Origin of the sequence: Tenacibaculum sp. E3R01, assembly GCF_003318185.1 — a bacterium.
In the GTDB taxonomy this organism is placed as follows: Bacteria; Bacteroidota; Bacteroidia; order Flavobacteriales; family Flavobacteriaceae; genus Polaribacter; species Polaribacter halocynthiae.
On record NZ_QOCC01000020.1, the window covers coordinates 339187 to 348979 of the forward strand.

Sequence of the window (9793 nt, forward strand, 5' to 3'; positions counted from 1 at the left end):
TGTACTATTTTAATTAGAGCGAGAGACCAGGTTCGAACTGGCGACATTCAGCTTGGAAGGCTGACGCTCTACCAACTGAGCTACTCCCGCAGTAAAGCGGTTGCAAATATAATATAGTTTCTAGAATTTACAAGAGTTTTTTTTGGGTTTTTAATAGAATTTATTACCAGTATAGGTAACTTTCAGTAAATGAATGTTATGGCTTTAGATATAAAGTAAGTTGTGCTAGTTTAGATAAGCATTCTGAAGTAAAACTATAAATAATATTCTCCCCCTCTTTGGATAGGTAGTTTACGAAAATCCCTGTAAATATTTAGTTGATTTTCATTATGTAATTTGATTAACTAAAGTTGTTTTATAACTTTCTCCAATAGGGATTTCAATCTTTCCAATTTCAATATCATGTTTGGTATAGGCAGTTACTTTATCTTTATTAATAATAAATGAACGATGAACTCTAAGAAAACGAGAATCTAAAACATTTTGAAATGCAGATATACTGTATTTGACAAGATGTGATTTATTTTCTTTTTTAATTTTAATATAGTTTTTTATACTTTCAATAAATAGTATTTCGTCAAAAAGAATTTTTACTTGTTTTCTATCTTCTGTTACAAAAATATAGCTGTTATTTTGTATCTTATTATCATTGATTTGTATTTCTGTTTTACTATTTTGTGATGCTGAAAACTTTTCAATTGCTTTAAAAAATCTGCTAAATGTTATAGGTTTTATTAAATAATCAATGGCATTTAATTCGAAACCGTCAACAGCGTATTCGCGATAAGCAGTTGTGAAAATTACTTTAGGTTTTTGTACAAGGTTTTTATAAAAATCTGTACCCAATAAAACAGGCATTTCAACATCTAAAAAAAGTAAATCGATATGTTGAATGTTTAATATATTGATAGCTTCTATGGCACTTTTGCAAGAAGCCACAACTTTAAATGTTTCAATCTTGGCGAGATGGTTTTCAATGAGCTGTCTTGCTAATTTTTCATCGTCAATTATTAAACACGTATACATTTTTTTGTTTTTTGAGTTTTAAATTTACTGAAAAACTTTCTAAAGTTTCTTCAATCTTTAAATCATAAGAGTCAAGATATAACAAGTTAAGTTGTAACTCTACATTAGTTAAACCAATTGATTTTTTTTTAGTTGATTTTTCGATGTTTAATAAAGGTTTAGTATTAAAAATATTAAAAAAAATATGATCATCATCAGTCGATAAATTAATTTTAACGGTTGCCATTTTTAATTCCTGACTAACACCATGTTTAAATGCATTTTCAATAAAGGTTAGTAATAATAAAGGTGCAATTTTATAATTTTCAGTTATCGAATTTTTAAATGATACTAAAACTCTATCTTCATAACGTACTTGTTCTAAGGCCAGATAATTTTCAATAAGTTCTATTTCTTTATAAATTGGTACAAATTTAGTATCACTTCCGTATAACATATAATCTAATATACTAGAAAGTTTTTCAATGACTTCTGGTGCTTTATCTGATTTTTCAACAGACATAGCGTACAAATTATTTAAAGTGTTAAATAAAAAATGAGGGTTTAACTGATGCTTTAATGCTTTTAATTCCAATTCTTTTTTCTGTTCTCTAATTTTTGAAAGTTTATATTGGTTTTCATAAAATGTTAGACCAACTAAAAAGAATAAAGGTTGTAAATAAAACAGGGGCAAATGAATGAAAATTGTTTTTACATCAAATATGCGTTCCCAAAACGTAATGTTTCCGTTGTTGTCTAAAAATACCTTATAACAATCGGGATATGCTTTTTCAAGAAAAGACATTCGGATCGAAACATTTAAAAAGTTTATAACGAAAAATACTAGAATAATTAAAAGTAAGAGTTTTAAAATACTTCTATTCTTTTTATAATAAGGTATAATAAAATGCAAAATAGTATAAGCAATTATTATTTGATACAGTACATGAAAAATATAGGTAACTAGAACTTCTTCTGTAGTACCAAATCGTTCTCTTGCTGATGTTGTGTAAAACAAGAAAACCACGATCCAAAAGAGTATGTGCTTATAAATAGAGAGATTAAATATTTTTAAAAAACGCTTCATTTTCAATTCATAAAAGTACAATAAAAACAAGTTATTGTTAGTGATTAGTGTACAAACAATATAAAAGAGAATACAAACAAGTATTTAAAGGTTATAAATGTATTATAGGAAGTATGTGTACAAAAATTGAAGATTTGTCCTCTTTTTAAAATCACAATTTAAGTAAGCTATAGTTTTGGGGTATAAAACAATTACAAATATGAGAACTATTTTAATTTTCGTAGTAATCGCTACTTTTTATCTACAATCGTGTATGCCACAAAAATTAGGTTTCACAAAAACTTTAAAGAATCCAAAATTGACAAAACTATGGGAAACCGATACAGTTTTAAATGATTTAGAATCGGTTATTTATGATAAGACTAATAATATACTTTATGTTACCTGTATTAACGGGCATTGGTTAAAACCCAATGGGAAAGGGTTTATAAGCAAAATAGATTTAAATGGTGAAATTATAAGTCATAAATGGATTGATAAAATTGAAGGGCCAACCGGAATGACTATATATAAAAATAAATTATTCGTTGCTGATTTTGATACAGTTTTAGAAATAGACCTTATTACATCAAGGATTATCAAGAAGTATAAAATTGAAGGTACAGAGCGGATCAATGATTTAACTGTAAGTGAAGATGGAACCGTTTATGGGAGTGGTACAAAAAGCGGAAAATTATTTGCATTGAAAAAAGGAAAGGCAATCATCTTAAAGAATAATTTAGAATGGCCAAACGGAGTGCTTTATGAAGATAAGAATATACTAATTGGTTTGGGTGATAAAACTATAAGCAGTTATAATTTAAAAACAAAAACTTCAAAAATAATAGCAAAAAATATATTTAATCCAGATGGAATTGTAGCTATAGGTAACGGTGATTATTTAATATCCAGTTGGGAGGGAATGATACATTATGTAACTAAAAACGGTACTAAAATCTTACTTTTAAATACTACTAAAGAAAAAGTAAACGCTGCTGATATTACTTATATACCAGAGTTAAAAATGATACTAGTACCTGCTATGTTAAAGCATAAATTAATTGCTTATAAACTTACAGATGAAAACTAAACTATTCACTTTTTTAACAATCGTTGGTATATGTATTTATGGATATTCACAAAATAAAACAATTCATTTTATTAATAAATCAGCAAAGATAGATGGAAAGTTAAACGAATTAATGTGGCAAAAAGCACAAGTATTTAGTAATTTTAATAATTATTACCCTAATGATACAGGTAAATCAGAAAATAAAACTGAAGTTAGAATGTATCATGATGGGATAAATCTATACATAGGGGTAGTATATCATGATACAACATCAAAAAGTAAAATTAGCACATTAAAACGCGACAATCATGGCGATGCTGTTGTGAGTAGTGATGCTTTTGGAATAGTATTAGACCCCTTCAACAAAGAAAATAACGGTTATTATTTCACATTAAACACTGGAAATACTCAAGTAGATGCTTTGGTAGATTTTAATGGAACTGATTACAGTTTTAATGAAAGTTGGAACTCAGTTTGGTATTCGAAAACCGGGATTAAGGGCACTAAAAAAATATACGAAATAGAAATTCCGTTTAAAGCTTTAAATTTTGATATAAATAACAATACTTGGGGTGTTCAATTTTTTTACAGAGACTTTAAGACTAATAAATGGATGACTTATACCGATATGTCACGCAACTTTTTTCAGTTTGATTTACGCTTTACAGAAGATATAATTATTCAAAATTTACCTCAAACAAATACATCAAAATTTGTGTTAGTACCATCAGTAACTTATAATTTTGAAAAAGATGTTACTAAGAGCATACAAGAGTCTACTTTTAAACCAAGTATTGATGCGCAATATAATATAACTTCTTCTTTGAGGTTAGAGACTAGCATTAATCCTGATTTTTCGCAAGTAGATGTTGATCAACAGGTAGTTAATTTAACACGTTTTGCGATTAATTTTCCTGAGCGGCGAAACTTTTTTTTAGAAAATAGTGATTTGTTTAATAATTTAGGAACTTCTGGAGTTAATCCGTTTTATTCTCGAATAATTGGAGCTACAACAGATATGCAATTTGGATTAAAACTTTCGGGAAATATTTCTCCAAACACACGTGTCGGAATTTTAAGTGCTCAAACCAAAAAAACTGGAGGAAATCAAGCGCAAAATTATGCGGTTTTGGTTGGTCGTCATAAATTATCAAGAGACTTTACTACTACTGCTTATTGGGTTAATAGACAGCGAACTAACGGAGTCAAATTTAAAAATGATTACAACCGTGTTTTTGGTTTAAACTTAAATTATAAATCAAATAACAAGCTATGGTCTGCACAGACAAACTATGGTAAGAGTTTAAGTAATAAGATTGAATCTGATAATAGTTTTTTCAATGTTGAAGGACAATATAATTCAAGAAAGACATATGCCAAGGGAGCATTTAAAACGGTAGATAAAAATTTTATAACAGATGTTGGGTTTACACCTAGACTTTATAATTACGATGCTATAAACAATCAAGTTATTAGAAAATCATATTTAGATTCGTATTTTGTTTTTCAGAAAACGTACTATCCTACAAAATCTAAAACGATAGACCGTTTTCGTTATTTATCAGTAGTAAATGATGCATTTTGGAATAGAGAGGGGAAGCTTACCGAGATGTCTACAGTAATTGGGAATTCGATTTGGTTTAAGAAGAACTTATCATCTTTATATTTCAACTTAACACATAATTACTTCAATTTTCAATATGGGTTTGATATTCTAAACAATGGAAAGCCTATTCAACCAGATGTTTACAATACTTTCGATATTAAAATTGGTTACAATAACCGTTCAAGTAACAAAAATTTATATTATGGTACCGAAGTTTTTTACGGTGGATATTTTAACGGAGAAAGAAGAGGTTTTAATTCCGAAATAGGTTGTAGACTTTTACCATTTGCACAATTAAATATTAATTATTCTTTAAACAATATTAATCTTTATAATCTAGGAAAAGAAACCTTTCATTTGGCTCAATTTACAGGTGAAGTGTTTTTTAGTAATCGTTTAAATTGGACAACTTATGTACAGTATAACACACAGAGAAATAACTTTAACATTAATAGTCGTTTACAATGGGAATATAAACCATTGTCATATATCTATTTTGTAGTGACAGATAATTTTAATGAACAGGTTACAAGAACGAATTGGGGCATAGCATTTAAGGTTAATTATAGATTTGATTTTTAGAATATGAAGTTAAGAAAATTAATAAGTACCAGCATTGCTGTATTGTTTTTAGTATTAGGTGTAACTGGAGTTTTGATGTATGTACAACCTTATAACAAATCCATAGCTTCTATACATACAGTTTTCGGTTTTCTGTTTTCGATAGGGGTGATTTCTCACATTATTAATAATATAAAACCACTAAAAATGTATAGTATAAATTCAAAAAATAACTTTTTAAATACTCATTCTGTAGGGTTATTATTTGTAACTGGTGTTTTATTAATGGGATTATTTTTTAATATTACAGGGTTTAATAAAATATATGATTTTGGGAATGAGTACAGGAATAGTTTACAAGGAAAAGAAACATTAGAGGATGGAAAGCAAAGTATTACTGTAAAGAAAGAACTTAATGACATTTCGGTTGAAATTGATGTAAAGAAAGGTGATGCGTTTCGTTACGCAATGATGGTAGTTTGGGTTGAAGATATTGATGGTAATTATATTGAAAGTTTATTTGTACCTAAATCAATTGCTACAAGTAAATATGTAAATGGTCAGAAAAATGAAAATGGAATTTGGAAATCAGCAATTGTTCGTAGACCAGAGTCATTACCGTATTGGGCACATAAAAGAGGGATTAGGGCTTCAGACGGATTATACATTCCGTTAGGGAAATCTTATGATATAGACGCTGTTTCAGGTGCAACACCAACTGATGATTTTATTATTAATTCAAAAGCAAAGATTGGAAAGTTAAATAAATTTAGAGTGTTAATGGAAGTCAATCAATCATTTAATTGGAATAAATATTACAGTAAAGATCGTTTTCCAAATGATAGTATTTATAGTGGTTCTGGAAGAGTTGGCCAACCCGCAATTGTATATGCTATTGATGTTGATTTAGATAAGATAAAAACTTCAAAAAATTATTTTTTTGAACCAATTGGACACAGCCATCATTCTGGTAAAAATGGTAAGCTATTTAAAGAGATGTCGAAGATAACAACGGCTTTAGATATTATTGATAGAGGTATTGTGAAGGTGATTAAATAATTTTAAGAAATGAACTTTGTCTAGTCCTGAAATACGGTTACAGGTTAAGATAGACTTTAGGCTGTAGTCGTATTTCAGGAGGGTCAAAATGCACTACAACGTTTTGGCTAAACTGCGTTTTAATACAATTTAGGTGGTGTTGTACAGTGTTTTTATTTTCTATCAATCCAAATATTCAATTCATCAATAGGTATTTCGTTTTCAAATAATTTCATAAGAAATAAGTTTGAGCGTCTTACTTTTAAATCCTTTGGATTCTTAAATTCGATAAAATGAACACCTGGTTCCCTAATTTCTAGTGTCATTATTTTTTTGGCTCTTTTACCAAATTCATATGATTGAATTCTCCAATTTGTAACTTTAGGTATTATTACTTCTTTACTTTTCTCATTCGTTAATGAGATTGAAAAGTTGCCGAGAGAAACGCTCCATCCACCAAGAAGGTCAATACTATAAATTCCGACTGATAATACAATTGCCTGATTTGAATCATGAATGCGAATTGGAAATCTAATTTCCGCATACCTCAAATTAGTATTTATTACTTTAATATCTCTAGGGATTTTATCTCTATGGAGAAAGCCTGAAATCTTTTTGTCAGGTGTTAATTGCTTGTAATCACTTTTGATATATGGCCTAGCTCCATCAAATGGTTCGAATTCAGTTTGTAGATATTCAATTTCTGTATTATCCAATTCACGAATCGTTCCGCCGTTTTCAACATAAACAAATTCAAATTTATCTTTTTCTTTCTGCATTTTTTAGAGATTATGTAATGTTGTACAACGTTTTTATTTATTTTTTAATATCTCTTCAATATATTTTCTGTGATTGACAAATCCGTTCTTTTCAGGATTTTCTAAGTCAACCATTCCATCAATTCCAGAGTCGTAAATTTGCAAATTATACTTTTTTGATAATTCAATCAAGACATAAATTACGTTTTCTCCGTATAGTGAAAGCATAAAATTACTTGAATGCACATTGTCTGCAAAAAAGTCAATCGTAAAATCATTTCCGATTATTTCTCTGTGTTTATCCTCTTTTTTAATTCGGTCAAATGAGTTTTCTAAAATTCCAGTAAAATCAGTTGGTTCAAGTTGGTTTTCGTCCAGTTTCGCAACTGACTTTATTTTCTGTTTTGAATTAAAAAGTATAATGTCCCAACTCATTTCTTAAAAATTAAATTCACAAATATTTTGGTCAATATTTACTCTTTTTAAACATTCAACGATTAATTCCGAAACTCTTGAAGTAGGAATTAAACTATAATTATATACAGTTCCAACTTCATTCTTTTTTGAGGAATCCCATTCATGTTCAATTCCGTTTTCATCGATAATGATTGATTTTCCTTCAAAAATATCTTGCCATTCAACTCGTTGAGTTAAATCAGTAATGTTTTCATAAACTATTACTTGGTGTTCAGAATCTACTTTATCAATTAGAAATATCATTGTTTCGTCATATGGTGTAGGTGATTGTATAAGATTAGTTGCGTGTTTAAGCACCTAATTTAGCAAATACAAACCGAATAGAAAATCCGCGAGGATTTTCGTAAGTAAGCTTGCACTAGCAATTAATTTTATACGGCTTAAGTTTACAAAGTAGTAAATTAAAGTATTAAACCAGAAAGCACAAAAGAGAGGATTAAGGTTATTTTATACGCAGAGACTATAGATCTCGACAACATTGAAAATCCCCTCTCTTTTCTACTCAGATTCCGTACAGTTCTATGAGGCTTTTAGACCTCGCTTTTAAGTAGTTGAAACTCGTGTAGATTGTCCTTTCAATAAAACTTTTCTTATGTATAAAGGTATTAAATATTTTGGAATAGATATCAGTAAATCAGTTTTTGATGTTACGGATTCAGATGGTAATTATTATCAGTTTAAAAATAGTTTTTCAGGGTTTAACAAGTTTGTTAAATTGTTGACTATAACTAGCCATTGTGTAATGGAGGCAACGGGATATTATCATTATAAATTAGCCTATTATTTAGTAGAAAACGGGATAAAAGTATCAGTAGAAAATCCATTATCTGTAAAGCGTTTCATTCAAATGAAACTCTCAAAAATAAAAACAGATAAGAGTGATTCAAAATTAATTTGTGAGTACGGGAAACAGGTAGACTTAAAGTTATGGTGTGGACACTCAAAAGAACAACAAGAATGTCTTCAAATTACAAGATTGCTTAGTGTTTATACAAAACAGAGCACTATGCTAAAAAACAAAATACATGGGGAAGAAGTTTTAGGTATTCCAAGCAATTCAGTTTTACGTTCTATAGTTCGCAGTTTAAAACACCTTAAAAAAGAGATAAAAATTTTAGAAGAGAAATTGTTAATACTACTAAAAAAGGAACATCAAGATCTGTTAACCCGTTTGGAAACGATTCCAGGAATAGGAAAGAAAACAGCTATAATGTTAGTCGTTTTGACAGATGGATTTGAACGTTTTACCAGTGGTAGTGAATTATGTTCTTATTCAGGCTTAACTCCAATAATTCGACAAAGTGGAAGTAGTGTAAAAGAACGAGCAAGAATTAGTAAAATAGGAAATGTAAAACTCAGAAATCTATTATTCATGTGTAGTTTTAATGCATGTAAATATAATAAGAGTTGTAGAGAACTTTATCAACGAATAGTAGCTAAAGGCAAGAGTAAAAAACTTGCCTTAATAGCAGTTTGTAATAAGCTATTAAAACAAGCCTTTGCAATTGCAAAATCAGGATTAATATATGATGAAACTTATAGAAGTACTTTGATAAAAAATTAAACAAAAATTAGTTGTTTTTTACCACAGTTCTTTGTTGTATGTTGTTTAATTCAGAGTAAATTTTATTTATATTAATTTCCTTATTCTTATGTCCAGCAGTAGAGATTTTAATTTTCGAATAATTATCAGATATCCAAAAATAGTTTTCAAGCGAAAACCAAAAAACAGGCATATGTCTGATATTAGAGATCCTTATTTCTTTAAAATTCATAACAGTTTCAGTCCTTTTTATTGATGGTCTTATGTGATTTATAATAATTTTTCCATTCTCATTGTCTAAAGAAATTCTCTCCAAGTGATTTCTATAATTATGTTTTAGAAATTCGAATAATTTTAATATCACAAAGATTAATATAAAAATCAATATCTCATTTATATTGGGTTTTGTCCAGGTCAAAATAGATATAAACAAACTAAATATTAAAACAGAGATAATAGCATTAATAAATATATCTTTAATTAATCTATTTGTGTCAATTTTTGCTATATAATTTTCAAATAGTGTTTTCATAGAAATGTCTCGTCCTGAAATATGGCTACAGGTTAAAATTGAATTTACGCTGATAATTTATATACCATATTAGGAGTTTTAAAGTCTAAAGATAAATGTAATCTTACTTCATTGTATAAATTAATTGCATTTTTT

The 9793-nt window shown here is 28.3% G+C and carries 10 protein-coding genes and 1 tRNA gene; 4 read left to right on the forward strand and 7 right to left on the reverse strand.

What is annotated here, in order from left to right; genetic code table 11:
- Nucleotides 1-17: 17 nt before the first annotated feature.
- The 3 genes from DS884_RS10695 to DS884_RS10705 all read right to left on the reverse strand — a co-directional run bounded on the left by DS884_RS10695 (nt 18) and on the right by DS884_RS10705 (nt 2092).
- A tRNA-Gly gene (locus DS884_RS10695) sits at nt 18-90 on the reverse strand.
- 237 nt (nt 91-327) lie between these two features.
- Nucleotides 328-1026 (reverse strand): LytR/AlgR family response regulator transcription factor, encoded by a 699-nt coding sequence (locus DS884_RS10700; RefSeq protein ID WP_113786720.1) that lies wholly within the window; start codon nt 1024-1026, stop codon nt 328-330.
- Nucleotides 1004-2092 carry a sensor histidine kinase gene (locus tag DS884_RS10705; protein ID WP_113786721.1) on the reverse strand — a complete coding sequence of 363 codons (1089 nt, stop codon included), beginning with the start codon at nt 2090-2092 and terminating at the stop codon, nt 1004-1006. Before DS884_RS10705 ends, DS884_RS10700 begins: the two co-directional genes overlap by 23 nt.
- Before the next feature lie 199 nt (nt 2093-2291).
- On the opposite strand from DS884_RS10705, the gene DS884_RS10710 reads away from it, so the two are divergent.
- The 3 genes from DS884_RS10710 to DS884_RS10720 are packed head-to-tail and all read left to right on the forward strand — an operon-like array spanning nt 2292 to nt 6369.
- Nucleotides 2292-3161, forward strand: a complete 870-nt coding sequence (locus DS884_RS10710; protein ID WP_147239391.1) for a hypothetical protein — start codon at nt 2292-2294, stop codon at nt 3159-3161.
- Nucleotides 3151-5331, forward strand: a complete 2181-nt coding sequence (locus DS884_RS10715; protein ID WP_113786723.1) for a DUF5916 domain-containing protein — start codon at nt 3151-3153, stop codon at nt 5329-5331. The genes DS884_RS10710 and DS884_RS10715 overlap by 11 nt, the downstream gene beginning before the upstream one ends.
- A gap of 3 nt (nt 5332-5334) precedes the next feature.
- Nucleotides 5335-6369 (forward strand): DUF4405 domain-containing protein, encoded by a 1035-nt coding sequence (locus DS884_RS10720; protein ID WP_113786724.1) that lies wholly within the window; start codon nt 5335-5337, stop codon nt 6367-6369.
- Nucleotides 6370-6521: 152 nt separating this feature from the next.
- Here the strand turns inward: DS884_RS10720 and DS884_RS10725 are convergent, their stop codons facing one another.
- The 3 genes from DS884_RS10725 to DS884_RS10735 are packed head-to-tail and all read right to left on the reverse strand — an operon-like array spanning nt 6522 to nt 7880.
- Nucleotides 6522-7127 (reverse strand): hypothetical protein, encoded by a 606-nt coding sequence (locus DS884_RS10725; protein ID WP_113786725.1) that lies wholly within the window; start codon nt 7125-7127, stop codon nt 6522-6524.
- Between the two features lie 33 nt (nt 7128-7160).
- A complete protein-coding gene (locus tag DS884_RS10730; protein ID WP_113786726.1) occupies nt 7161-7541 on the reverse strand; it encodes a hypothetical protein in 381 nt (126 codons plus the stop codon).
- A gap of 3 nt (nt 7542-7544) precedes the next feature.
- Complete coding sequence (locus DS884_RS10735; protein WP_113786727.1) at nt 7545-7880, reverse strand: hypothetical protein; 336 nt, start codon at nt 7878-7880, stop codon at nt 7545-7547.
- A gap of 295 nt (nt 7881-8175) precedes the next feature.
- Here DS884_RS10735 and DS884_RS10740 point away from each other — a divergent pair, with 295 nt between their 5' ends.
- The gene (locus DS884_RS10740; RefSeq protein ID WP_113786728.1) at nt 8176-9147 is read left to right on the forward strand and encodes a transposase; all 972 of its coding nucleotides are present in this window, start codon (nt 8176-8178) and stop codon (nt 9145-9147) included.
- Between the two features lie 7 nt (nt 9148-9154).
- Here DS884_RS10740 and DS884_RS10745 read toward each other — a convergent pair whose 3' ends face one another.
- Entirely contained in the window at nt 9155-9658 is a 504-nt protein-coding gene (locus tag DS884_RS10745; protein ID WP_113786729.1) for a hypothetical protein, read from the reverse strand.
- Nucleotides 9659-9793: the final 135 nt, after the last annotated feature.

Bases quoted from the DNA above. Each gene is read 5' to 3' on its own strand.
- DS884_RS10700 (WP_113786720.1), bottom strand. From the start codon at position 1,026: ATGTATACGTGTTTAATAATTGACGATGAAAAATTAGCAAGACAGCTC.
- DS884_RS10705 (WP_113786721.1), bottom strand. From the start codon at position 2,092: ATGAAGCGTTTTTTAAAAATATTTAATCTCTCTATTTATAAGCACATA.
- DS884_RS10710 (WP_147239391.1), top strand. From the start codon at position 2,292: ATGAGAACTATTTTAATTTTCGTAGTAATCGCTACTTTTTATCTACAA.
- DS884_RS10715 (WP_113786723.1), top strand. From the start codon at position 3,151: ATGAAAACTAAACTATTCACTTTTTTAACAATCGTTGGTATATGTATT.
- DS884_RS10720 (WP_113786724.1), top strand. From the start codon at position 5,335: ATGAAGTTAAGAAAATTAATAAGTACCAGCATTGCTGTATTGTTTTTA.
- DS884_RS10725 (WP_113786725.1), bottom strand. From the start codon at position 7,127: ATGCAGAAAGAAAAAGATAAATTTGAATTTGTTTATGTTGAAAACGGC.
- DS884_RS10730 (WP_113786726.1), bottom strand. From the start codon at position 7,541: ATGAGTTGGGACATTATACTTTTTAATTCAAAACAGAAAATAAAGTCA.
- DS884_RS10740 (WP_113786728.1), top strand. From the start codon at position 8,176: ATGTATAAAGGTATTAAATATTTTGGAATAGATATCAGTAAATCAGTT.
- DS884_RS10745 (WP_113786729.1), bottom strand. From the start codon at position 9,658: ATGAAAACACTATTTGAAAATTATATAGCAAAAATTGACACAAATAGA.